This is a genomic window from Sanguibacter sp. 25GB23B1, from assembly GCF_040012415.1.
Classification (GTDB): domain Bacteria; phylum Actinomycetota; class Actinomycetes; order Actinomycetales; family Cellulomonadaceae; genus Sanguibacter.
This window is the reverse complement of record NZ_JBDYKL010000008.1, coordinates 95,643-118,735: the sequence shown is the minus strand read 5'-3', so window position 1 is coordinate 118,735 and position 23,093 is coordinate 95,643. Positions and strand designations below refer to the sequence as shown.

The window sequence follows — 23,093 nt, the reverse complement described above, 5'->3', positions numbered from 1 at the left end:
GATGCACCTGGAGTGATCACTGTGGCCACAGCGCCCTCTCGTCTCGATTCCGCCGTCTCCCTCGCGAAGCGTCGCGGCTTCGTGTTCCAGTCCGGAGAGATCTACGGAGGTTCGCGGTCCGCGTGGGACTACGGGCCCCTCGGTGTCGAGCTCAAGGAGAACATCAAGCGCCAGTGGTGGCGGACGATGGTCCAGAGCCGCGACGACGTCGTCGGCCTCGACTCCGCAGTCATCCTCCCGCGCCAGGTGTGGATCGCCTCCGGGCACGTCGGCGTCTTCACCGACCCGCTCACCGAGTGCCTCTCCTGCCACAAGCGGTTCCGCGAGGACCAGATGCTCGAGGAGTTCGAGGAGAAGAAGGGACGCGCCCCCGAGAACGGCCTCGCCGACATCGCGTGCGCCAACTGCGGCACCCGCGGTCAGTGGACCGAGCCGCGCGACTTCAACATGATGCTCAAGACGCACCTCGGCCCCGTCGAGGACGAGTCCGGCCTGCACTACCTGCGCCCCGAGACCGCCCAGGGCATCTTCGTGAACTTTGCCAACGTCCTCGGCGCGAGCCGCAAGAAGCCGCCGTTCGGCATCGGCCAGATCGGCAAGTCCTTCCGCAACGAGATCACGCCCGGGAACTTCATCTTCCGCACGCGCGAGTTCGAGCAGATGGAGATGGAGTTCTTCGTCGAGCCCGGCACGGACGAGGAGTGGCACCAGTACTGGATCGACGCCCGGACCGCCTGGTACACCGACCTCGGGATCTCGGCAGACAACCTGCGCCACTACGAGCACCCGAAGGAGAAGCTCTCCCACTACTCCACGCGTACCGTCGACATCGAGTACCGCTTCGGCTTCACCGGGAGCGAGTGGGGCGAGCTCGAGGGCATCGCGAACCGCACCGACTTCGACCTCAAGACGCACTCGGAGGTCTCCGGCAAGGACCTCTCGTACTTCGACCAGGGGAAGAACGAGCGCTGGGTCCCGTACGTCATCGAGCCTGCGGCCGGCCTGACCCGCTCTCTCATGGCGTTCCTCGTCGAGGCGTACACCGAGGACGAGGCGCCGAACGCGAAGGGCGGGGTCGACGTCCGCACGGTGCTCAAGCTCGACCCGCGCCTCGCGCCGATCAAGGCCGCGGTCCTCCCGCTGTCGCGCAACGAGCAGCTCTCGCCGAAGGCGCGCGACCTCGCAGCCGAGCTGCGCAAGAGCTGGAACGTCGACTTCGACGACGCCGGCGCGATCGGACGCCGCTACCGCCGCCAGGACGAGATCGGCACGCCGTTCTGCATCACGGTCGACTTCGACACCCTCGACGACCAGGCCGTGACGATCCGCCACCGTGACGACATGACGCAGGAGCGCGTCGCGCTCGACCAGGTCACCGCGTACCTCGGGGCGCGCCTCCTCGGCTGCTGAACCGGACGTGACGGGCCGTCTCCGACTGTGTGGTCGGGGACGGCCCGTCGTCGTCCTGCGGGCGGGCAGGTCGAAGGTGACGCGCTATCCCGCGCGCCCTGTGAGCGCAGAGGTGGTCGTCATCGTCGCGAACCCGCCGCCCTGGAGTGTCAGCGCGCTCGCCCGCATGATCTCGTCCGCCGTGAGCCGGACGTCGCCGATCCCTGGGACGGTCGTCGAGAGGTCGAACGTGCGGGTGGCGTCGAGAACCACCTCGACCTCGTACCCGAGGTTCCCGGCCATGCGAGCCGTCGTCTCGACGCACATGTTGGTCTGGATCCCGCAGAGCACGATCTCCTTGACGCCTCTCCCACGGAGCCAGGCGTCCAGGTCCGGCGAGCCGTAGAACGCCGAGTTGACGTGCTTGGAGACGAGGAGATCCGGCTCCGGATCCGTGAGGAACGCGCGCAACGCGTTGCCTGGACGGTCGCGGTGCAGCGGTGACGTCCGCTCTCGCGAGTCGTGCCGGACCACGACGACCGGTCGGGCCGTCGTCCGCCAGTGCGCGACCAGTGCCGCGACGTTCTCCTCGCAGGCAGGGTTGGTCGTCGGGCCCCAGTGATCGAGGTCGTCGAAGCCCACCTGCACGTCGACGACGACGAGGGCTGCGGCTGGTGTGGGAGCGGTGTGGTCCATGGGCTCCATCCAACGCGGCGTGGACCGTCGGCGACAGTGGCGCGCATGACGGGTATCGATAAGATCGCGCCATGAGGATCAGGTCATGAGGATCGCGATGCTCGTGCTGCCGGGGATGCGGTCGTTCGATGTCGTCGCCGCGATGGAGGTGCTTGCAGACGACCGGCAGGACCGCGGCGTCCCGCGCAACGACGTGGTCGTCTGCTCCCCTGCGGAGCGTGTTGTGCTCGAGCACGGTCTGAGCCTCCGTGCGGACGCGCGGACGGAGGGGCTCGTCGGCGCGGACCTCGTCGTCGTCCCAGGGTTCCAGGACGTCGCGACACTCGTGCGCGGGGGATGGGCGGCCGCAGGCCTCTCCGAGTCCGTCGACGCACTCCGTGCGGCGTCCGCGAGCGGCAGCGCCGTCGCGTCGCTGTGCACCGGTGCCTTCCTCGTCGCGGCGGCCGGGTTGTTCGACGGTGCCCGTGCGACGACGCACTGGCGATTCTGTGCACTGCTCCAGGCAGACCACCCTGCGATCCGCGTCGAGGAGAACGTCCTCTACACGCACGACCCCGACCGTCGGGTCTGGAGCTCGGCCGGGGTCGCCGCGGGGATCGACCTCTGCCTGGCCGTGGTGGCCCACGAGCAGGGTGCCGCGGCGGCCGCGACGATCGCCCGGTCCATGGTGCTCCCGGCCGCGCGGTCCGGAGGCCAGGCGCAGTTCGTCCCGCCGCGCTCCCGGGACGGGGAAGGCTTCGATGCCGGGCTCATGGTCCTCACCGACCGCGTCCGAGCGGATCTCGGGCGGCCGTGGAGTCTCGCCGAGATGGCGAGCGTGGTGACGGTCTCGCCCCGGACCCTCCAGCGGACCTTCCGCGCCGCGCTCGGGTGCTCGCCCTCGCAGTGGCTCGTCGAGACTCGCGTCACCGCCGCTCGCGAGCTCCTCGAGTCCACGCCGCTGAGCGTGGTGGAGGTGGCCCGGAGGGTCGGGCTGTCCACGGACGACGGGCTCCGCAAGCACTTCCAGCGGCGCCTCGGTGTCTCCCCGAGCGCGTACCGGGGCTCCTTCGGCCGCAGTGGGATACTGGAGGCATGACCATCCCCACCCTCGTCGACGGCACGGGCGCGCCCACGGACAGGACCGAGACTCCCACGGTCGGCGCCCCGACGCTCCCGCCGCTGCAGATCGGTCCGCACACCATCCGGACCCCGGTGGTGCTCGCGCCGATGGCCGGCGTGACGAACACGGCGTTCCGCAGGCTCTGCCGCGAGCACGGCCCGGACGGCCTGTACGTCGCCGAGATGGTGACGTCACGGGCGATCGTCGAGCGCAACGTCGAGGCCCTGCGCATCGTCACCTTCGACGAGGGCGAGTCCCCACGCTCCGCCCAGGTGTACGGCGTCGACCCCGCGACCGTGGCGGCCGCCGTCCGGATCATCGCCGGCGAGGACCGCGCCGACCACATCGACCTCAACTTCGGGTGCCCCGTCCCCAAGGTGACGAAGAAGGGCGGCGGAGCCGTCCTGCCGTGGAAGCGCGAGCTCTTCACGCGCATCGTCCACGCCGCCGTCGAGGCTGCTGCACCCCACGGCGTCCCGGTCACCGTGAAGATGCGCAAGGGCATCGACGCGGACCACCTCACCTACCTCGACGCCGGGCTCATCGCCGAGCAGGCCGGCGTCGCGGCCGTCGCGCTGCACGCGCGCACGGCCGCCGACTACTACTCCGGCACGGCCGACTGGTCGGCGATCCGCCGGCTCAAGGAGACCGTCACGAGCATCCCGGTGCTCGGCAACGGTGACATCTGGTCCGCCGAGGACGCCCTGGAGATGGTCCGCCAGACGGGTTGCGACGGCGTCGTCGTCGGACGCGGGTGCCAGGGCAGGCCGTGGATCTTCGCCGACCTCGCCGCCGCGTTCAACGGGTCGGACGAGCGCATCAAGCCTGGTCTGGCAGTGGTAGCCGAGACGATCTACCGGCACGGCGAGCTCATGGCCGAGTTCTTCGAGGACGAGGACAAGGGGACCCGTGACCTCCGCAAGCACATGGCCTGGTACCTCAAGGGCTACGCCGTCGGCGGCGACGCCCGGCGCGGCCTCGCGCTCGTCTCGTCCCTCGCCGAGCTGCGCGAGCGTCTCGACGCCCTCGACCTCGACCAGCCCTACCCGGGCAAGGACGCCGAGGGCCAACGCGGACGGCAGGGTACGCCCAAGCAGCCCCACGTCCCCTACGGCTGGCTCGACTCCCGCGAGCTGAGCGACGAGCACCGGGCCAAGCTCCTCGAGGCAGAGCTCAGCGTCTCCGGAGGCTGAGCGTTCTCGAGGCCGACGGTCCGCGGAGACCGGGCGCCTCGCCTCAGACCCGGGCGCCAGCGCGCGCCAGCACCGCTCGGACCGTGTCCAGCACGCTGTCGCACAGACGGACCTCCCCGGCGGCGTGCGCGTCGAGCAGGAGGTGCGCGTCCTGCGGCGAGCGCTCGCGGAACCATCGCCCCACCGTCACGCCGTGCTCGGGGCGCGCGAGCACGGCGATCGTGTCGCCCGCCTGGATCTCACCGGCGCGCAGGACGCGCAGGTAGCACCCGACGAGGCCCGCGTCGCTGAAGCGCCTGACCCACCGCTCCTCCTGGAGATAGCGGCCGAACGTCGCGCACGGGATGCGTGGGCCGGTCACCTCGACCTCGACGCTCGTGCCGATGCGCCACCGCTCACCGATGACGGCGCCGGTGGTCGCGAGACCGCGGGTGCGCAGGTTCTCGCCGAACAGACCGGGAGGCACGTCCCTCCCGAGCTCGGTGGCCCAGTGCGCGGCGTCCTCGTCGGCGTAGGCGTAGAGCGCCTGGTCCTCGCCGCCGTGGAACCGGCGGTCGGCCTGGACGTCGCCGCGCAGACCGAGCGGACCGACGGCGACCGGTCCCTCGACAGGGCGCTTGTCGATGGCAGTGATGCCGACGGGGCCGGGGTCCTCGCGCAAGGCGTGCACGCGGCACACGGCGAGAAGTCGTGCGGTGCTGTCGGGTGTCGTCTCCGGTGCCATGGACACATCATGCCAAGGGGAGCCTCGCCCGACAGAGCCGGGACGTCGGAGCTGCGCCGGTCAGCCGGTGCGACGGACCGTGACCGTCTCCGCGAGCGTCCGCGCCCCGGCGAGCGTGGCCTGGGGTGCCCCGAGATCGGCGCTCGTGACGGAGATCGCCCCCGTCGCGGCCGCGAGCCGGAGCGCCGCGAGCACGTCGAGACCGTCGAGGTGGCCGCGCAGGAGCCCGGCGAAGAAGGCGTCGCCCGCGCCGTCGGCGCCGACGACCGGCCCGGCATCGGCGGTCCCGACCTCGATCCATCCGTCGCGGTCGAGGGCGAGTGCGCCGCGCGCGCCGCGCGTGCACACGGCGAGCTGCGCGCCCCGCTCGACCCTGTCGCGGAGATAGGCGCGTGGGTCTGCGAGGCGCGCCTCGCTCACGAGGACGACGGCGGCGCCGTCGCGGAACGGCCCCTGGAAGTCCTGGATGCCGTCGTCGTCGTGGAGGTCGCACCAGACGGGGATGCTCGCTGTGTGGGCACGAGCGAAGAACTGCAGGCTGTGCACCGCGAGGTCGAGCACGGCGACGTCCGCAGCGAGGAGGCCGTCGTGGGACTCGCGGGGGAGGTTCGCACCACGCCCCATGGCGGGCAGCTCGAGGTAGACCGACACCCTCGAGCCGTCCGCAGCGAGAAGGTTGACGTGGCGCTCCGTCCTCCCGTCGCGACACACCTCGTCGAGCAGCGTGATGCGCGGGTGCGCGAGCGCGGCCCGGACCTTGTCTCCGTTCTCGTCGTTCCCGAGGAGGGTCCGCAGCGTGACGTCCACGTCGAGCGCGGCAAGGCTGACCGCCTTGCCGGCGGACGTGCCCCCGAGCCCGTCGGCGTACCGGTCCGCGAAGACGGTGGCGCTGACGGGCTCGGGGAGAGCGTCGAGGCCCACGGTCGTGTTCCACGACGCGGGGCCGTTGACGAAGACGGCCATGCTTACAGCTGGACCCAGACCGTCGTGTCCTGCGGCACTCGCACCGAGTCGTCCACAGCGTCCCCGAGCAGCGGGCCGCTCGCGATGAGCACCGTCGACCCGGTCGGGAGCGCGATCGGCTGCGCCGCGAAGCTCGTGAGGACGAGGACGTCACGGTTGACGAAGGCCAGCACGTCGGGCGAGGTGGAGACCTCGTCGACCCAGGCGAGGGAGCCGAGGCCGAGGTCGTGCTCCTTGCGCAGCGCGAGGGCGTCGCGGTACATGGCGAAGGTCGAACCCTCGGTGCTCCGCTGGACGTCCGCAGCGCTCGCGCGGTACGTGTCGGGCTGGGGCAACCAGGTGGCACCGGTGGGGCTGAAGCCGTACCCGGGGGCGTCGGCCTTCCAGGGCAGGGGCACGCGGCAGCCGTCGCGGCCGGCCTCGGTGTAGCCGGAGCGCCACCAGGCCGGGTCCTGGCGCAGGTCGTCGTCGAGGTCGGTGTGCTCGGGCAGGCCGAGCTCTTCGCCCTGGTAGACGTAGGCCGATCCTGGGAGCCCGAGCATCTGCAGCGTCGCGGCGCGGGCACGGCGCAGGCCGAGCTCGGCGTCGGGCTGCGGGTCGGTCTTGCCGATCCCGTTGGGACGCACGGCACCGCCTGTGAGCCCCATGCGGGACGCGTGCCGGACGACGTCGTGGTTGGAGAGCACCCACGTCGTGGGCGCGCCCACGTCGTCCGACGCCACCAGCGAGGCGGTGACGACCGAGCGCAGCGCCGCAGCGTCCCATGCGGTCGTGAGGAAGGAGAAGTTGAAGGCCTGGTGCATCTCGTCGCTGCGGACGTAGCGGGCGAGGCGGCTCAACGGCTCGACCCACGCCTCGGCGACGAGCGCGCGGTCGCCGTCGTACTCGGCGAGGACCGTGTGCCAGGCGCGATAGATGTCGTGGACACCCTCCTGGTCGAACATCGGGCCGCTGTTGCCGGCACCGGTGGACCCGTCCTCGGCGGGCTGGTGCGCCTCCTCGGTGGTGCCTTCGACCATGGAGACCTCGCCGTCCCAGTCCGGGAGGCCGGGTGCCTTGACCATCCCGTGCGCGACGTCGATGCGGAAGCCGTCGACTCCGCGGTCGAGCCAGAACCGCAGGACGTCCTCGAACTCGGCGCGCACCTCGGGGTGGTTCCAGTCGAGGTCGGGCTGCGTGGTGTCGAACATGTGCAGGTACCACTGGCCGTCGGCGACGCCGTCGACGGCCGCGGCGGCGCGCTCGCTGACGCGCGTCCAGGCGGGACCGCCGAAGATCGACTTCCAGTTGTTCGGGGGGAGCTCGCCGTGCTCGCCCGTGCCCTCGCGGAAGAGGTAGCGGGCGCGCTCGGGGCTGTCCGGGCCGGCGGCGAGGGCGGCCTTGAACCAGTCGTGGTCGTCCGAGGTGTGGTTGGGCACGAGGTCGACGATGACGCGCAGGCCGACGTCGTGGGCGCGCTCGAGGAGGGTCTCGAAGTCGGCGAGGGTGCCGAAGAGGGGGTCGACGTCGCGGTAGTCGGCGACGTCGTAGCCGGCGTCGGCCTGGGGCGACCGGTAGAACGGCGAGAGCCAGACCGCGTCGACGCCGAGCGCGGTGAGGTGCTCGAGGCGCGAGGTGATGCCGGGGATGTCGCCGATGCCGTCGCCGTCGCCGTCCGCGAAGGAGCGGGGGTAGACCTGGTAGATGACGGCGCTGCGCCACCACTCGCGTGCGGCGTCGCTGGCCGCGTGGAGGAGCGTGGCTCCCGTGGAGGTCAACGCGAGGGTTGCCTCGTCGGTGCTGGTCGAATCGATACGAGTCACGACGACGGTTTCCTTGTCAGTGGTTGCGGGTGGAGTGCTGGTCTGGGGTGAGAGGGGGCTTCAGGTCGACAGGCTGGCGCGCTGCTCGGCGTGGGCACGCATGTCGGGGGAGGCCCCGGTCGAGTTGCGGACGATGAGCTCGGGGTGGAAGAGGAGCTCGCTGCGCGGCGCCGAGGTGCCGTTGATGACGGAGAGCAGCGCGCTGATCGCGGCGTGGCTCATCGCCGAGACGGGCTGGCGGACGGTCGTCAGGGGCGGGTCCGTGAACGCGATGAGCGGCGAGTCGTCGTACCCGACGACCGAGAGGTCGTGCGGGACGGCCAGCCGGCGCTGGTGCGCGGCGCGGACGACGCCGAGGGCCATGAGGTCCGAGCCGCAGATGATGGCGGTGTGCCCGGAGTCGATGAGGTCGCCGCCGGCGGCCTGGCCGCCCTCGACGGTGAACAGGGACGTCGCGACGTGCGGGCTGGCGTCGTCGATCCCGAGGTGACGCGAGAGCGCGTCGCTGAAGCCCTCGAGCTTGCGGCGCGCGGTGATGAAGCGGTCCGGCCCGGTCGCGAGGCCGATCGTGCGGTGACCCAGGGAGACGAGGTGTCGGACGGAGAGCTCCATCGCTGCCATGTCGTCCGCAGAGATGAACGGAGCGTCGATCTCGGGGGCGTAGCCGTTGATGAAGACGAGCGGGACGCCGCGGTTGCGCAGCTGCTCGTAGCGGGCTCGGCTGGCCTGGGTGTCGGCGTGGAGGCCGGAGATGAAGAGGATGCCGTCGATCGAGTGGTCGAGGAGCATCTCGATGTACTCGTCCTCGGTGGTCCCGCCGGGGGACTGTGTGCACAGGAGCGGGGTGTAGCCGCGCTGGGAGAGCATGCTCTCGATCGTCTGCGCGAAGGCGGGGAAGACGGGGTTGGTCAGCTCGGGGACGATGAGCCCGACGAGGCCGGCGGACCGGTTGCGGAGCTTCTCGGGTCGCTCGTAGCCGAGGACGTCGAGTGCCGCGAGCACGGCCTGTCGTGTCTCGGAGGCGACGCCGACCTTGCCGTTGAGGACGCGCGAGACGGTCGCGGTGCTCACTCCGGCCTGCTTGGCGAGGTCGGTGAGGCGGGTCTTGGGGCCCGGTGCTGGTCCTGGTGTCGGGGGAGCAGTCAGGGACACACCAGACCTCCTTGTCGTGAGTCAGCGCCTCGCGAGGGCTGAGCGTGGTCGAGCGATCGTTGCAACGGCTTGCAACGGGCTGCCGGCGAGTCACGATACCCCAGCACCGCGGGAACCCGGGAAATACTGGCACATGTTGTGGCTTCTTGCGTCCACGGGCCAATCGTTGCATGAAAGTTACTGCAACGACTTGCAAGGCTGACGGGTCAGCGGCTAGCGTCCAGAGCATCAGGGCCAACGGCGGTGGAATGCACCGGCGTGGCCGGAAGCACCCTCATCCCTTGGAGACTCAGATGCGACGGAGCATCCTTCTTACCGGTCTGCTGGCCACGAGCCTCACCCTCGCCGCGTGCGGGTCGAGCGACGACAGCACCGATGACGCAGGCACAGACACCACCGCAGGAGACAGCGGCGCCCTCACCATCTGGGTCGACGACACCCGCGAGGCCGCCGTCGCATCAGCGGCCGAAGCCTTCACCGAGGACACCGGGGTCGAGGTCGACCTCGTCCAGAAGAACTTCGACGACATCCGCCCCGACTTCCTCGCCCAGGTCCCCACCGGCGAAGGCCCCGACATCACCGTCGGAGCCCACGACTGGCTCGGCGAGCTCGTCAACAACGGTGTGGTCGCCCCGATCGAGATCGGGGAGAAGGCCGGCGAGTTCGACGACGTCGCGCTCCAGGTCTACACGCTCGACGGCCAGCTCTACGGCCTGCCGTACGCCGTCGAGAACCTCGCACTCATCCGGAACACCGCCCTCGCCCCCGAGGCGCCTGCGACGTGGGCTGACATGGTCGCCGCAGGCCAGGCCGCAGGGACCACGTTCCCGGTGCTCGTCCAGAGCAACGGCGAGGCCGGGGACCCGTACACCCACTACCCGATGCAGACGTCCTTCGGCTCGACGGTCTTCGCCCAGGACGCGGACGGCCTGTACACCACCGAGCTCACGCTCGGCGGTCCGGAGGGTCAGGCGTACGCCGCGTGGCTCGCCGAGCAGGGCGCCGCAGGCATCCTGGACATCGACACGACGTACGACATCGTCGTCGAGGAGTTCAAGAACGGGAACTCGCCCTTCATCATCGGCGGCCCGTGGATGGTTGCGTCCTTCGAGGGCATGGAGCTCGCGATCGACCCCGTCCCGTCGGCCGGTGGCCTGCCCTCGCAGCCGTTCATGGGAGCGCCCGGCTTCTACGTGAACGCCCAGAGCGAGAACCAGCTCCTCGCCAACGAGTTCCTCATCGACTACATGTCCACCACCGAGGCGCAGGTCGCGCTCTACGAGGCGGGCGACCGTCTCCCGGCGCTCACCGCCGCGGCCGACCAGGTCGCTGCGACCGACCCGATCGTCGCCGGCTTCCGCGACGCTGCTGCCGACGCCGTCCCGGCACCGTCCATCCCCGAGATGGCATCGGTGTGGACGTTCTGGGGCAACACCGAGGCCGCGATCGTCTCAGGCAAGGCCGCACCGGCCGAGGCCTGGGACAAGATGGTCGCCGACATCCAGGGCGCGATCGACGCGACGTCCTGACCCACGCACGACCGACGTGGCCCGTCCCTCCCCGGGGCGGGCCACGCCGCGGGGCCGTCACACCGATGTGACCGCCCGAACCGATCGTCCCCGCCGCCGCCTCGTGTGCTGCGCGGTCCCGAGCACGTCGCACGGAGGAACAGATGAGCGCCCCCCACCAGCTGGACGAGGCCGAGGTGGACCGACCCAAGCGGTCCAGGTCGACGTGGATCTCCCACGCACAGGACTTCCGGCCCGGCTTCTTCGTGAAGCTCGCGATCATGGCCGTCCTCGACGCGCTCGGCGTCTATGTCGTCATCACCGCGTTCGCCGTGGGCTCGACGGTCATCGCGTGGAGCATGGTCGCCCTCCTGCTGGCGGCGAACATCGTGTACTTCACGAAGCGTGCGCTGCCCATGAAGTACCTGCTCCCCGGGCTCGCCTTCCTCTTCGTCTACCAGGTCTTCACCATCGGCTATACCGGCTACGTCGCGTTCACCAACTACGGCGACGGCCACAACGGGACCAAGGACCAGGCCGTCGAGGCGCTCCTCGCGCAGAACGAGAAGCGGGTCGAGGGTACCGACAGCTACCCCCTCGTGGTGGTCCGAGACGGTGACACGCTCGGCTTCGCCGTGATCGACGGTGACGACGTCCGGGTGGGAACCGCCGACGACCCGCTGGAGGTCGTCGACGGGGACGTCTCCGACGGCACGATCACGAGCGTTCCCGGATTCGACATCCTCGACCGGCAGGGTGTCCTCGCCGAGCAGACGGCCGTCGCCTCGCTCCGGGTCGCGTTCTCCGACGACCCGGAGAGCGGATCGATCCGCACCCAGGACGGTCGCAACGGCTACGTGTACGAGTCGATCCTCGCCTATGACGAGGACGCCGACACGATGACGAACGCCGAGACGGGCGTCGTCTACACCGTGAACGACTCCGGGCAGTTCGAGTCGGCCGACGGCGAGACGCTCAACGTCGGATGGCGCGTCTTCACCGGTCTCGACAACCTCAAGACCGCGTTCGGCGACGAGCGCTACTCCGTCCCGTTCCTCAAGGTCCTCGTGTGGACGTTCGTCTTCGCGATCGTCTCGGTCGCGGGCACCTTCTTCATCGGACTGTTCTTCGCGATCGTCCTCAACGACCCGCGCCTGCGGTACCGGCGCATCATGCGGTCGTTGCTCATCCTCCCGTACGCGTTCCCGGCCTTCATGTCCTTCCTCCTGTGGCGAGGCATGCTCAACACGAAGTACGGCTTCATCAACGAGACCTTCTTCGGCGGGATGGACATCAACTGGCTCGGCGACCCGACGCTCGCGCGCCTGGCCGTCCTCGGCGTCCAGATGTGGGTCGGCTTCCCCTACATGTTCCTCATCGCGACCGGCGCTCTCCAGTCGATCCCGGGGGAGACGATCGAGGCGGCGAAGATCGACGGCGCAGGTGCGCTGCGGATCTGGCGCTCGGTGACGATGCCGCTGCTCCTCATCGCCGTGACGCCGCTGCTCATCTCGTCCTTCGCGTTCAACTTCAACAACTTCAACATCATCGAGATGCTCACCGAGGGCGGGCCCATGTTCCGCGACGCGTCGGTGCCGATCGGCTCGACGGACATCCTCATCACGATGGTCTACTCCATCTCCGGGCTCGACGGTGGGGCGCCGAAGAACTACGGCCTCGCCAGCGCCCTCTCGATCATCATCTTCCTGATCGTCGCGACGATCTCGGTGATCAGCTTCAAGAAGTCGCGGACACTCGAGGAGATCAACTGACATGTCGACCACCACTGCATCTCAGAGCACCCTCCCCACCGACCGGGTCAAGGCCACCCGACGTCGCTGGTGGCGCGAGGTCGGCTGGCGCTACGTCGTGGGCGTCCTCGCGATCGCCTACGCCGGTTTCCCGATCCTGTACATCCTCTCGGCATCCGTCTCCGACGGCGGGACGCTCACGGGCTCGACGTCCCTGTTCACCTCCTTCTCCCTGGAGAACTTCGTCGCCCTCGGCGACACCCGGTTCTGGACGTGGACGGTCAACACCCTCGTCATCGGGACGATCACCGCGATCGGCACCGTCCTCATGGGGGCGGCAGCCGCCTACGCCTTCTCCCGCTTCCGCTTCACGGGCCGACGTCTCGGTCTCACGAGCCTTCTCGTCATCCAGATGTTCCCCCAGGTGCTCGCCTTCGTCGCGGTGTTCCTGCTGCTCCTCAGCCTCGGCGAGGTCGTCCCCGTCCTCGGCCTGAACTCGCGGCTGGCGCTCATCATGGTGTACCTCGGTGGCGCGCTCGGCGTGAACACGTTCCTCATGTACGGGTTCTTCAACACCATCCCGGCGGAGCTCGACGAGGCCGCGAAGATCGACGGCGCCACGCACGCCCAGATCTTCTGGACGATCATCCTGCGCCTCGTCGCGCCGATCCTCGCGGTCGTCGCGCTCCTGTCCTTCGTCGGGACGTTCTCGGACTTCCTCCTCGCCAAGCTCATCCTGCAGTCGGAGCAGAACTGGACCCTCGCCGTCGGTCTCTACCAGTGGGTCTCGGACCAGCTCTCCGCCAACTGGGGCATCTTCGCGGCAGGCGCAGTCATCAGCGCGATCCCGGTCGTGGCGCTCTTCATCTTCCTGCAGAAGTACATCGTCTCGGGCCTCACCGCCGGGGCCGTCAAGGGATGACGGTTCGGCACCACACCGATGCCGAGCCCGCCGGGACGGGTGCGGGTCACCTGCTCGCCGACCCGCACCACGACGGCTCCGACCTCTACGTGAGCCGGCAGACGCCTCGGCTGGGGGACCGCGTCACCGTCCGGGTGCGCGTCCCGGTGGAGCTCGACGAGCGTGGGGTCCACGTGCGGGTGGTGCGCGACGGCGAGCCGCGCACTGCTCCAGCCCGTCTCTCCGAGACGACGAGCACGGACCGCTGGTACGAGGCGGACGTCCTCGTGCACAACCCGGTGACGAGCTACCGCTTCCTCATCGACCTGCCGAGTGGCTACCGCTGGCTCACCGGTCGCGGGCTCGTCGACCGTGACGTCCCCGACTCGGCAGACTTCCGGCTGACCGTCTTCGAGCCCGCACCCGCGTGGATGTCCGGCTCCGTCGTCTACCAGGTCTTCCCCGACCGCTTCGCCCGGGGGAGCCCCGAGCCCCGGCTCCCGGGATGGGCGCACGCGGCCGGCTGGGACGACGAGCCGCTCGCCTCCGGCCCGGGAGTGGGCACCCAGCTCTACGGCGGCGACCTCGCCGGCGTCGAGGCTCACCTCGACCACCTCGTCGGGCTCGGCGTCGGGACGCTCTATCTCACGCCGGTCTTCCCGGCGCGCTCGAACCACCGCTACGACGCGACGAGCTTCGACATCGTCGACCCGCTGCTCGGCGGAGACGCGGCGCTCGCCGCGCTCTCCCGAGCCGTTCACGAGCGTGGCATGCGCATCATCGGCGACCTCACGACGAACCACACCGGAGCCGGCCACGAGTGGTTCGTCGCCGCCCAGGCCGACCGGTCGAGCGAGGAAGGCTCCTTCTACTACTGGAGCGACGACGAGCCCGGCTACGTCGGATGGCTCGAGCACGCCTCGCTCCCCAAGCTCGACTACCGCGCACCGGCCCTCGCACGGCGCATGATCGAGGGACCCACGTCGGTCATCGGTCGATGGCTCGCCCCACCCTTCTCGCTCGACGGCTGGAGGATCGACGTCGCGAACATGACCGGCCGCTACGCAGACCAGGACCTCACCCACGAGGTCGCGCGGACCGTGCGCGCGACCATGACCGAGATCAACCCCGACGCGGTGCTCGTCGCCGAGCACTTCCACGACTCCGGGGCCGACATGACCGGCGACGGGTGGCACACGTCGATGAACTACTCCGCCTTCACCCGACCGGTGTGGTCCTGGGTGGTCGACCCAGCCAGCACCCTGCCCGCCCTGGGGCTCCCGACGACCCTGCGCCGACGCTCGGGCAGGGACATGGTCGCGACCATGCGCGACTTCGACGCCGTCGTGCCGTGGAAGGTCACGGCCGCGCAGTGGAACATGCTCGGCTCGCACGACACGCCACGGCTGCGAACGCTCGTCGGTGACCGCGCCATGGTCGAGGTCGCCGCAGGGATGCTCCTCACCTACCCGGGCACCCCCGTCCTCTTCGCCGGGGACGAGCTCGGAGCGCAGGGGACCAACGGCGAGCACGCGCGCGTGACGATGCCCTGGGACGCCCCCGAGCGCTGGGACGCCGAGACGTTCGAGGTGTTCCGCGCGCTCATCGCGCTCCGCAACGACACCGACGCCCTGCGGACCGGCGGGCTGCGCTGGGTCGTCGTCGAGGACGACGCCGTCGCGTACCTGCGCGAGACGCGCCACGAGAGCGTGCTCGTCCTGCTCGCGCGCGCACCGTGGGCGGGAGCCTGCCTGCCGACCTCGATCGTCGCGCCCGGCACCGAGCCCCGCACGCTCTACGGGCGCAGCCCGCTCGAGAGCAGCGACCACGGCTGGGTCCTCCCGTGCAGCGGACCCGGCGTGCACGTGTGGCGGCTGCACGACGGTGTCCGTCCAGGTGCCCGTGCCGCCGATCGCTGACGCGTCCACACCGCGGACCCAGGCGTGTCGTTAGGGTTGACCCGTGCCCACCGCAGAAGATCACCACTCCAGCTCCGGCTACAGCCCCGCCGACCGCGCGCGCTGGATCGACGAGGCGCCCAAGAGCAAGGCACGCACCCCGTTCGAGCGGGACCGCGCACGCATCGTCCACTCGTCAGCGCTCCGACGTCTCGGCGCCAAGACCCAGGTCATGGGACCGGCCTCGGACGACTTCATCCGCACGCGCCTCACGCACACCCTCGAGGTCGCGCAGGTGGGCCGGGAGATCGGCAAGGCGCTCGGGTGCGACCCCGACGTCGTCGACACCGCCTGCCTCGCCCACGACCTCGGGCACCCGCCGTTCGGCCACAACGGCGAGCGCGCGCTCGCCGACCTCGCCGCGAAGATCGGCGGGTTCGAGGGCAACGCACAGACCCTGCGCCTCCTCACCCGGCTCGAGGGCAAGGTCTTCTCCGAGGACGGCTCGACCGCAGGGCTCAACCTCACCCGCGCGAGCCTCGACGCCTCCGTGAAGTACCCGTGGGCGTTCGGCCTCGGACCGCTGCGTCTCGATGGTCGACCGACGCACAAGTTCGGCGTCTACGCAGACGACATGCCCGTCTTCGACTGGCTCCGCCAAGGGGCGAAGGACGGGATGAAGTGCCTCGAGGCCCAGGTGATGGACCTCGCGGACGACATCTCCTACTCGGTGCACGACGTCGAGGACGGGATCGTCGGCGGACGTTTCGACCTCGCGATCCTCGCCGCCGACGAGGAGCGCGCACGCGTCATCGACGCGGTGCAGACCTGGTACGGGCACCTCGTCTCGCCCGACGCCCTGCGGGCGGCCATCGACCGCCTCGACGCAGCCGGGCTCCTCGTGAAGGGCTTCGACGGCTCGCGCCGCGCCCTGGCCACTCTCAAGGACACGACCAGCCAGCTCATCGGGCGCTTCTGCAAGGCCGCGCAGAAGGCGACCCGGGCGGAGTACGGCGAAGGTCACCTCACCCGCTACGCGGCGACCCTCATCGTTCCCGACCACACCCTCGCGGAGATCCTCGTCCTCAAGGGGCTCGCGGTCGCGTACATCATGGCCCCGCGTGAGGCGGAGCCGCTCTACATCTCGCAGCGGGAGCTCATCGCCGACCTCGTCGAGGTGCTCAGCGACCGTGCGCCGACGGCCCTCGAGCCGTCGTTCGCGGTCGACTGGGCCGAGGCGGCCGACGACGCCGCGCGTCTGCGCGTGGTCATCGACCAGGTCGCCTCCCTCACCGACGTCTCAGCGGCCCAGTGGCACGGTCGGCTGGTCCAGCCAGGTGCCCACTACCTCACGTGACACCGCGCGTAGAGTGGAGAGAGCGTCGACCGGGAGCGGTCGACAGCCCCACGAGGACGAAGGACGCATGATGAGGATCGAGGAGACGCGGCTGCCGGGGATCGGTGCCCGGTACGACTTCGCGACAGAGAAGGGCCGGCGCGTCGGTGTCATCTCCCAGCGTGACGGCGCCCGGCACGTCTTCCTCTACGACCCGCGCGACCCCGACGCGTGCCAGGCGACGATCGTCCTGTCCGCCGAGGAGAGCCAGACGCTCGCCGAGCTCCTCGGCGCCCCACGGATCGTCGAGCGTGTCGTACGGTCGAACGACGACGAGGATGCCCTGCCGGGCGAGAGCTCCGGCGCCGGACGCGTGTGAGCCACACCGCCAGCCTTCTCGTCGAGCTCGGGGCGGTGCTCTTCGCCCTCGGTGTCATGGGACGGCTCGCCGGCCGCTTCGGTCTGTCACCCATCCCGCTGTACCTCCTGGCAGGCCTGGCCTTCGGCACGGGCGGGCTCGTCCCGCTGCAGGCCCCTGAGGAGTTCTTCACGACCGGCTCCGAGGTCGGTGTCGTCCTCCTGCTGCTCATGCTCGGGCTCGAGTACTCGGCCGACGACCTCGTGGCCAACCTGCGTCAGCAGGCACCCGTCGGCATCGTCGACCTGCTCCTCAACGGCCTCCCCGGGGTCGCGTTCGCCCTGCTCATGGGGTGGGGACCGATCGCTGCACTCGCGATGTTCGGGGTGACGGCGATCAGCTCCTCGGGGATCATCTCGAAGGTCCTCACCGACATGGGACGGCTCGGAAACAGGGAGACGCCGAGCGTCCTGAGCATCCTCGTCCTCGAGGACCTCTCCATGGCGGTCTATCTCCCGGTGCTCACCGCGCTCGTCGCGGCGTCGAGCGGGGCGACTGCCGTGCGGTCCGTGCTCATCGCCCTCGCGACGCTCGCGGTCGTCCTCGTCCTGGCCCTCCGGCACGGGAAGGTCATCTCGAGCCTCGTCGTCTCACGGTCGAACGAGGTCCTGCTCCTGCTCGTCGTCGGTCTCGCTCTCCTCGTGGCAGGAGGGGCGGAGGCCGTGCACGTCTCGGCTGCGGTGGGAGCGTTCCTCCTCGGGATCGCGCTGTCCGGCGAGGTCGCCGAGCATGTCCGCGGACTGGTCGGGCCGCTCCGCGACCTCTTCGCCGCGGTGTTCTTCGTGTTCTTCGGTCTCTCCACCGATCCCACCCAGCTCCCGTCCGTCCTCGTCCCGGCGGGGATCCTCGCGATCGTGGGCATCGCGACCAAGCTCCTCACGGGCTGGATCGCCGGTCGTCGAGCGGGAGTGGGGCCAGGTGGGCGGATCCGTGCGGGGGCGGCCCTCGTGCCTCGCGGTGAGTTCTCGATCATCATCGCCGGCCTCGTCGGAGCGTCGGTCGAGCCGGCGTTCGCCCCGACGGTCGCCGCGTACGTCCTCATCATGGCTGTCGTCGGGCCGCTCGTCCCGCGCGTCGCCGACCCGTTCGCCCGGCGTCTCGCCCGCCGAGCCGCCGACCGTCGAGAGGTTGCCGTCGGTCCCGAGAACACCGCGCCGGTCGCGGGCACCTAGACTCGTCGCGTGGCAGGCCTCATCAAGCGCGAAGACGTGGACGCAGTCCGTGAGAAGGCGCACATCGAGGAGATCGTGGGTGAGCAGGTCACCCTGAAACCCGCCGGTGTGGGCTCGATGAAGGGGCTCTGTCCCTTCCACGACGAACGGTCGCCGTCGTTCCACGTGCGACCGCAGGTGGGGCGCTGGCACTGCTTCGGGTGCAACGAGGGCGGCGACGTCATCTCGTTCGTCCAGAAGATCGACGGGCTCGGGTTCTCCGAGGCGGTCGAGTACCTCGCCGGCCGTGTGGGCATCCAGCTGCGGTACGAGGAGGGCACGGGACCCCGCCGCACGGAGGAGCCCGGCACCCGGCAGAAGCTCCTCGAGGCGCACCGGATCGCCGGCGCGTACTTCATGGAGCAGCTGCTCACCCCCGAAGGGGCGATCGGGAGGACGTTCCTCGCCGAGCGGAGCTTCGACCGCGGCGACGCCGAGCACTTCGGCGTCGGCTACTCGCCCAACGGCTGGGACCACCTCCTGCGCCACCTGCGCGGCCGCGGCTTCACCGAGCCCGAGCTCACCGCGACCGGCCTCATGAGCCAGGGCAACCGCGGTCTGTACGACCGGTTCCGCGGCCGCCTCATGTGGCCCATCCGCGACGTGACGGGCGAGACGATCGGCTTCGGCGCCCGCAAGCTCCACGAGGACGACCAGGGGCCCAAGTACCTCAACACCCCCGAGACGGCCCTGTACAAGAAGTCCCAGGTCCTCTACGGGATCGACCTCGCCAAGCGTGACATCGCGAAGAACAAGCAGATCGTCGTCGTCGAGGGGTACACCGACGTCATGGCAGCGCACCTCTCCGGGGTGACGACGGCCGTCGCGACGTGCGGGACGGCGTTCGGCACCGACCACGTCCGCTTCGTCCGGCGCCTCCTCGGCGACACGAGCGCTGGTGGGGGAGTGAAGCTTGCTGGTGGCGGCTCGTCGGGCGGCGAGATCATCTTCACGTTCGACGGCGACGCCGCGGGTCAGAAGGCTGCGATGCGCGCCTTCGGCGAGGACCAGAAGTTCTACGCGCAGACGTTCGTCGCGGTCGAGCCGAGCGGGATGGACCCGTGCGAGCTCCGTCAGGCCCGCGGGCCGCAAGCTGTCCAGGCCCTCGTCGACGGGCGGCAGCCCCTCTTCGAGTTCGTCATCCGCACGACCCTCGGCACGTACGACCTCGAGACCGCCGAGGGACGTGTCTCGGCCCTGCGCGCGGCCGCCCCGGTGGTCGCCGGCATCCGCGACACCGCCCTGCGTCCCGAGTACGCCCGCATGCTCGCCGGCTGGCTCGGCATGGACGGGGAGTCTGTCCGGCGCGCTGTACAGGATGCGAGTCGGGCCGCGTCCGGCGGCGGGTCCGCCGGCGCGGCGCGTGGCGCGTCGACGAGCGGACAGCAGCGCGGTGGATCCGACCGCAGCCCGAGCGGCGACCGTGGAGCGTCGCCCGACCGAGGCCAGGTCCCCGGCGCGGGCGGCGGCGGCGCCCCCGCGCGGCCGAGCCAGGACGACCCCATCGCCCGCCTGGAGCGCCAGACGCTCGAGGCTGTCCTGCAGTACCCGCACCTCGTGCCCGCGCAGCAGCTCGACGAGCTCCCTGGGGACGCGTTCACCGTGCCGGCGTGGCGAGCCGTCCACGAGGCGATCCGGGCCGCTGGTGGGCTGCAGGCGGCCGGGCAGCACGGCGCCTCGGAATGGGTGGGTCTCGTCAGCGAAGAGGCCGCCGGGCCGGTCACCCAGCTCGTCAACGAGCTCTCCGTCGCCCCGATGCCCGAGGACCGCCCCGGAGCGATCGAGGACTACGTCCGTGGAGTCGTACGAGCGTTCCTCGAGCTCGGGCTCACCCGCAAGATCGGCAATGCCAAGAGCAAGCTCCAGCGCATCGACCCGACCGCCGAGCCGGAGGCCTACCAGCAGGCGTTCGCTGACCTCCTCACCCTCGAGCAGGAACGCCGGGTGCTGCGCGACCGCGACTCCTGATCGTGCGTCCGCGCCGCGCCCCGACCTGGTGGGCGGCGGACGCTGCGTGAGCGTCAAGGCGAGAACGACAGAGCCCGTGACCTGCATCTCTGCAGGTCACGGGCTCTGTGGGTGTGGCTCCCGCGACTGGACTCGAACCAGTAACCGTCCGATTAACAGTCGGATGCTCTGCCAATTGAGCTACGCGGGATCGACCGGAGAAAACTCTATCAGCCTTCCGAGGGTGCTCCTGACGCCGCCGACAATCGCGACATCGCGGCCCTCACGAGGGGGGCAGCGGACGGTGCGCCCAGGTCCGCCCCGGGGTCGGCGACAACCTGGAGGAAGAGCTCGTCCGTCGCCGAGCGGCGGACCGCGACCCGTGCGCTCGAGCCCTCAGGGAGGTGCACCGTCTCCGACATGACGACGGACGACTGGACCCTCTCCCGGAACACACGGAGGAACGCGGTCCGGGTCGGCTTCGCCATCACGAGCTCCAGCGGGGACGATCCGTCGACCCACTGGACGACGAGCGCCGCCTCCTCCGGGTCCCAGCGGCCGCGGTCCACGTCGCTCCACGGACGCAGGACGGGGGCGGCTGTGAGGAGCGCAAGGCCTTCTCGGGTCGCCACGGCCCACGACCCGTCGACGAGCGATGCCTGGGCGATCGCCCTGTCGCCACGGCGCACGAGCGACGCCAGCGCCGGTCGGAGGTCGGCGGGGAGCGCTTCGTCGCGCGAGAACAGAGCCATGGGCCCACCGTATCTCGCTGTCGAGCGTCTTCCCCGCACGGTGCCCCGTGCCGGGCTTGAACCGGCGACCAGCCGATTATGAGTCGGGTGCTCTGACCAACTGAGCTAACGGGGCGCGGTGGCGATCCTATCCGTCGCCGGGCGGTGCGGGGCGCGTGGTGCGAGGATCGGTCCCGTGACTTTTCAGACATCCGCGCGCGGCGCCGCCCATGACCTCTCCGACTCCCGATGGTTCCAGCTCGTCGCACGCGGGGGCTACGCCGTCAGCGGCGTGCTCCACGTGGTCATCGGGTGGATCGCGGTGCGTGTCGCTCTCACGAGCGGGACAGGGGGGACGTCATCTGCGGACCAGAGCGGGGCACTCTCCGAGATCAAGGAGACGTCGTGGGGGCCGGCGTTCCTGTGGTTCGCGGTCGTCGTGCTCGTCGCGCTCGCCCTGTGGCAGGTGACAGAGGCGGTCGTCGGTGGGGGAGCCCGCGGCGGTGACTCCACGAAGCAGAAGGCCGCCCGTGCCAAGGCTGCTGCCAAGGCCGTGGTCTATCTCGCCCTCGCCGGCCTGGCGTTCGGCGTCGCGACCGGGGAGAGCAGCGGTGGAGGCGGCGAGAGGATCACACGCTCCCTCATGAGCAGCGGGGCGGGCAAGGTCGCGGTCGCGGTCGCAGGCCTCGCGATCGTCGTCGTCGGGGGATACCACGTGTACAAGGGTGTGACGAAGAAGTTCCAGGAGGACCTCGTCGGTGGTCCGGGCGGGCAGCTGGGGCGCGGGGTCGTCGTCGCGGGAGTCGCCGGGTATGCGGCGAAGGGGGTCGCACTCGTCGTCGTCGGCGGCCTCTTCGTGATCGGCGCGGTCCAGGCGGACCCCGAGAAGGCGTCCGGCCTCGACGTCGCCCTCAAGTCGCTCGCCGAGCTCCCCTACGGCAAGGTGCTCCTCGTCCTCGTCGGTGCGGGCTTCGTGGCCTACGGCGTGTACTCGTTCGCCCGGTCGCGCTACGCGAAGATGTGACCGGTCGTGACCGCCGCCTGTGACCGACGACCCCGGCGACGCGTTCTCGTCGCCTGCTGGTGGCATGGAAGAATATGGCCATGGCTATGAGAGAGATCCGCGTCATCCCCGACCCCGTTCTTCGCACACCGTGCGACGAGATCGTCGTTGTCGATGACCGGGTCAGGAGCCTGGTCGAGGACCTCGTCGAGACCGTCGACCACGACGGACGCGCCGGGCTCGCCGCGAACCAGATCGGCGTGAGCCTGCGGGCCTTCTCGTGGAACATCGACGACGAGGTCGGGTACGTGCTCAACCCGAAGATCGTGGAGCTCTCCGAGGACGAGTACCAGGACGGTGACGAGGGCTGCCTGTCGGTCCCCGGGCTCTGGTACGCGACGAAGCGCGCGTGGTACGCGCGTGTCGAAGGGATCGACCTCGACGGCAACAAGGTCGTGGTCGAGGGCACCGAGCTCATGGCGCGCTGCCTTCAGCACGAGGTCGACCACCTCGACGGCTACCTCTACCTCGACCGTCTCGAGAAGTCGGTCCGCAAGAAGGCCATGCGCGAGCTGCGTGAGTCCCTCTAGTCCTGGTTCGGCGATGTCGTTGGTCAAGACCGGCGATGTAGGGCATGATGTGCACCAGCAGCACCGTTTCCGTGCGGTGCGGTCGTTCAGGGAAGCATCCGTGCGTCTCTGAGGTGCATCGACGTAGTAGTTCACCTGGGTTCCGAGGTCGTTGGGGAAGACGAATCTCAACCTGGGAGGGACAACATGGCTGGTGCAATCACCCGCGGCGTACTTTTTGTGCACTCATCTCCACGAGCACTCTGCCCGCACATGGAGTGGGCGGCAGGCAATGTCCTTGGCGCGCCCGTCTCGCTCGACTGGACGGAGCAGCCTGCCGCGCCCGGACTCTACCGGGCCGAGTACTCCTGGCAGGGACCTGCCGGCACCGGCTCGCGCCTCGCGTCCTCGCTGCGCGGGTGGACTCACCTGCGCTACGAGGTGACCGAGGACGCGAGCACGGGGACCGACGGCTCTCGGTGGAGCCACACCCCTGAGCTCGGCATCTTCCATGCCGCGACGGACGTCCACGGCAACGTGGTCATCCCCGAGGACCGTGTCCGCGCCGCGCTCGAGTTCGCCGCCGAGCCTCGCCGCATGCGTGACGAGCTCCACCTCGCGCTCGGCCAGGCGTGGGACGACGAGCTCGAGCCCTTCCGCTACGCGGGAGCCGGCGCGCCCGTCCGCTGGCTCCACCGCGTCGGCTGACCGTCTAGGCCCTGGGTCCGACCCGAGCAGGCATCGGGTCGACCACGCTGCCCACCCGGCAGCACCAGCACCATCGCCGCCCGAGGCGGCA

General features: G+C 70.3%; 20 protein-coding genes and 2 tRNA genes. 14 read left to right on the top strand and 8 right to left on the bottom strand.

Going from position 1 to position 23,093, the window contains the following annotated elements; genetic code table 11:
* Positions 1-21: 21 nt before the first annotated feature.
* A complete protein-coding gene (locus ABKW26_RS07175) occupies positions 22-1,410 on the top strand; it encodes a glycine--tRNA ligase (protein ID WP_348592201.1) in 1,389 nt (462 codons plus the stop codon).
* Between the two features lie 84 nt (positions 1,411-1,494).
* On the opposite strand, the gene ABKW26_RS07170 is transcribed toward ABKW26_RS07175, so the two are convergent.
* Positions 1,495-2,085, bottom strand: a complete 591-nt coding sequence (locus ABKW26_RS07170) for a cysteine hydrolase family protein (protein WP_348592199.1) — start codon at positions 2,083-2,085, stop codon at positions 1,495-1,497.
* Positions 2,086-2,170: 85 nt separating this feature from the next.
* Between ABKW26_RS07170 and ABKW26_RS07165 the strand changes: the two genes are divergently transcribed.
* A complete protein-coding gene (locus tag ABKW26_RS07165) occupies positions 2,171-3,163 on the top strand; it encodes a helix-turn-helix domain-containing protein (protein WP_348592197.1) in 993 nt (330 codons plus the stop codon).
* Positions 3,160-4,380: a tRNA dihydrouridine synthase DusB gene (gene dusB, locus ABKW26_RS07160; RefSeq protein WP_348592195.1), complete on the top strand. Its 1,221-nt coding sequence runs from the start codon at positions 3,160-3,162 to the stop codon at positions 4,378-4,380. The genes ABKW26_RS07165 and dusB overlap by 4 nt, the downstream gene beginning before the upstream one ends.
* A gap of 43 nt (positions 4,381-4,423) precedes the next feature.
* On the opposite strand, the gene ABKW26_RS07155 is transcribed toward dusB, so the two are convergent.
* From ABKW26_RS07155 to ABKW26_RS07140, 4 genes are all read right to left on the bottom strand, one after another.
* Positions 4,424-5,104: an MOSC domain-containing protein gene (locus ABKW26_RS07155; RefSeq protein WP_348592193.1), complete on the bottom strand. Its 681-nt coding sequence runs from the start codon at positions 5,102-5,104 to the stop codon at positions 4,424-4,426.
* Between the two features lie 60 nt (positions 5,105-5,164).
* On the bottom strand, positions 5,165-6,067 hold the full coding sequence (locus ABKW26_RS07150) for a carbohydrate kinase family protein (RefSeq protein WP_348592191.1): 903 nt from the start codon (positions 6,065-6,067) through the stop codon (positions 5,165-5,167).
* Positions 6,068-6,069: 2 nt separating this feature from the next.
* A complete protein-coding gene (locus ABKW26_RS07145) occupies positions 6,070-7,824 on the bottom strand; it encodes a glycoside hydrolase family 13 protein (RefSeq protein WP_348592221.1) in 1,755 nt (584 codons plus the stop codon).
* Between the two features lie 105 nt (positions 7,825-7,929).
* Complete coding sequence (locus ABKW26_RS07140) at positions 7,930-9,021, bottom strand: LacI family DNA-binding transcriptional regulator (protein WP_348592189.1); 1,092 nt, start codon at positions 9,019-9,021, stop codon at positions 7,930-7,932.
* 293 nt (positions 9,022-9,314) lie between these two features.
* Between ABKW26_RS07140 and ABKW26_RS07135 the strand changes: the two genes are divergently transcribed.
* The 8 genes from ABKW26_RS07135 to dnaG all read left to right on the top strand — a co-directional run bounded on the left by ABKW26_RS07135 (position 9,315) and on the right by dnaG (position 20,012).
* Complete coding sequence (locus ABKW26_RS07135; protein ID WP_348592187.1) at positions 9,315-10,550, top strand: extracellular solute-binding protein; 1,236 nt, start codon at positions 9,315-9,317, stop codon at positions 10,548-10,550.
* A 143-nt stretch (positions 10,551-10,693) separates the two neighbouring features.
* A complete protein-coding gene (locus ABKW26_RS07130) occupies positions 10,694-12,301 on the top strand; it encodes an ABC transporter permease subunit (protein ID WP_348592185.1) in 1,608 nt (535 codons plus the stop codon).
* 1 nt (position 12,302) lies between these two features.
* Entirely contained in the window at positions 12,303-13,202 is a 900-nt protein-coding gene (locus ABKW26_RS07125; protein ID WP_348592184.1) for a sugar ABC transporter permease, read from the top strand.
* Positions 13,199-15,100: a glycoside hydrolase family 13 protein gene (locus ABKW26_RS07120; protein WP_348592182.1), complete on the top strand. Its 1,902-nt coding sequence runs from the start codon at positions 13,199-13,201 to the stop codon at positions 15,098-15,100. The genes ABKW26_RS07125 and ABKW26_RS07120 overlap by 4 nt, the downstream gene beginning before the upstream one ends.
* 43 nt (positions 15,101-15,143) lie before the next feature.
* Complete coding sequence (locus ABKW26_RS07115) at positions 15,144-16,436, top strand: deoxyguanosinetriphosphate triphosphohydrolase (RefSeq protein ID WP_348592180.1); 1,293 nt, start codon at positions 15,144-15,146, stop codon at positions 16,434-16,436.
* A gap of 67 nt (positions 16,437-16,503) precedes the next feature.
* A complete protein-coding gene (locus tag ABKW26_RS07110) occupies positions 16,504-16,794 on the top strand; it encodes a hypothetical protein (RefSeq protein ID WP_348592178.1) in 291 nt (96 codons plus the stop codon).
* Entirely contained in the window at positions 16,791-18,005 is a 1,215-nt protein-coding gene (locus tag ABKW26_RS07105) for a cation:proton antiporter (RefSeq protein ID WP_348592176.1), read from the top strand. The genes ABKW26_RS07110 and ABKW26_RS07105 overlap by 4 nt, the downstream gene beginning before the upstream one ends.
* Before the next feature lie 9 nt (positions 18,006-18,014).
* Positions 18,015-20,012, top strand: coding sequence for a DNA primase (gene dnaG, locus ABKW26_RS07100; RefSeq protein ID WP_348592174.1), 1,998 nt, complete (start codon positions 18,015-18,017; stop codon positions 20,010-20,012).
* A gap of 114 nt (positions 20,013-20,126) precedes the next feature.
* Here the strand turns inward: dnaG and ABKW26_RS07095 are convergent.
* The 3 genes from ABKW26_RS07095 to ABKW26_RS07085 all read right to left on the bottom strand — a co-directional run bounded on the left by ABKW26_RS07095 (position 20,127) and on the right by ABKW26_RS07085 (position 20,858).
* Positions 20,127-20,202, bottom strand: a tRNA-Asn gene (locus ABKW26_RS07095).
* A 19-nt stretch (positions 20,203-20,221) separates the two neighbouring features.
* Positions 20,222-20,743, bottom strand: coding sequence for a hypothetical protein (locus ABKW26_RS07090; RefSeq protein WP_348592172.1), 522 nt, complete (start codon positions 20,741-20,743; stop codon positions 20,222-20,224).
* Positions 20,744-20,784: 41 nt separating this feature from the next.
* A tRNA-Ile gene (locus ABKW26_RS07085) sits at positions 20,785-20,858 on the bottom strand.
* 60 nt (positions 20,859-20,918) lie between these two features.
* On the opposite strand from ABKW26_RS07085, the gene ABKW26_RS07080 reads away from it, so the two are divergent.
* The 3 genes from ABKW26_RS07080 to ABKW26_RS07070 all read left to right on the top strand — a co-directional run bounded on the left by ABKW26_RS07080 (position 20,919) and on the right by ABKW26_RS07070 (position 23,002).
* Entirely contained in the window at positions 20,919-21,746 is an 828-nt protein-coding gene (locus ABKW26_RS07080; RefSeq protein ID WP_348592170.1) for a DUF1206 domain-containing protein, read from the top strand.
* A gap of 80 nt (positions 21,747-21,826) precedes the next feature.
* Positions 21,827-22,315, top strand: coding sequence for a peptide deformylase (def, locus tag ABKW26_RS07075; protein ID WP_348592168.1), 489 nt, complete (start codon positions 21,827-21,829; stop codon positions 22,313-22,315).
* 186 nt (positions 22,316-22,501) lie between these two features.
* On the top strand, positions 22,502-23,002 hold the full coding sequence (locus tag ABKW26_RS07070; RefSeq protein WP_348592166.1) for a DUF3145 domain-containing protein: 501 nt from the start codon (positions 22,502-22,504) through the stop codon (positions 23,000-23,002).
* Positions 23,003-23,093 lie beyond the last annotated feature (91 nt).